This window comes from Dorea sp. 210702-DFI.3.17, from assembly GCF_020560825.1.
GTDB lineage: Bacteria > Bacillota > Clostridia > Lachnospirales > Lachnospiraceae > Dorea > Dorea formicigenerans.
Genome location: NZ_JAJCNB010000091.1, coordinates 1 through 498, shown reverse-complemented (window position 1 = coordinate 498; position 498 = coordinate 1). Strand labels below are relative to the sequence as shown.

Below are 498 nucleotides of genomic sequence, written 5' to 3'. Positions count from 1 at the left end.
CTTAGAAACAGTCAGGAGGAGAGTCCTTTCGAACACAGAAGAAGGAGGATACTGAATGACAAAAAGTATGAAAGCAGTAAGGGACAGAAAAACAGATAACAGAAGAATCTCACAAAATATGGAGAAAGCCTTTAAGAAAATGGCGCAAGTATTTGGATATCCAAATCGCGAGTACAAAGACCGGGTATTTCGAATGTTGCTGAAGGATCCCAAAGTAGCACTGGAAGTTTACAACGCTATGAATGGAACTTCGTACGATAATCCAGACGAACTGATTATAACAACGTTGGAAAATGCAGTTTATCTGGGTATGAAAAATGATGTGTCATTTATATTGGGAACACAGTTGGTTCTATACGAACATCAATCAACGCCGAATCCTAACATGCCATTACGGAATCTGGCATATGTGGCTTGCGTTTATATGGCGTATGTATTTGGGGATAATCTGTATGGACGGAAGTTAATTAAGATTCCCGAACCGAGATTTGTGGTATT

General features: G+C 39.4%; 1 pseudogene. It reads left to right on the top strand.

What is annotated here, in order from left to right:
* Positions 1-55: 55 nt before the first annotated feature.
* Positions 56-498 (top strand): annotated as a pseudogene (locus tag LI149_RS15080) (hypothetical protein); the annotation flags it as partial.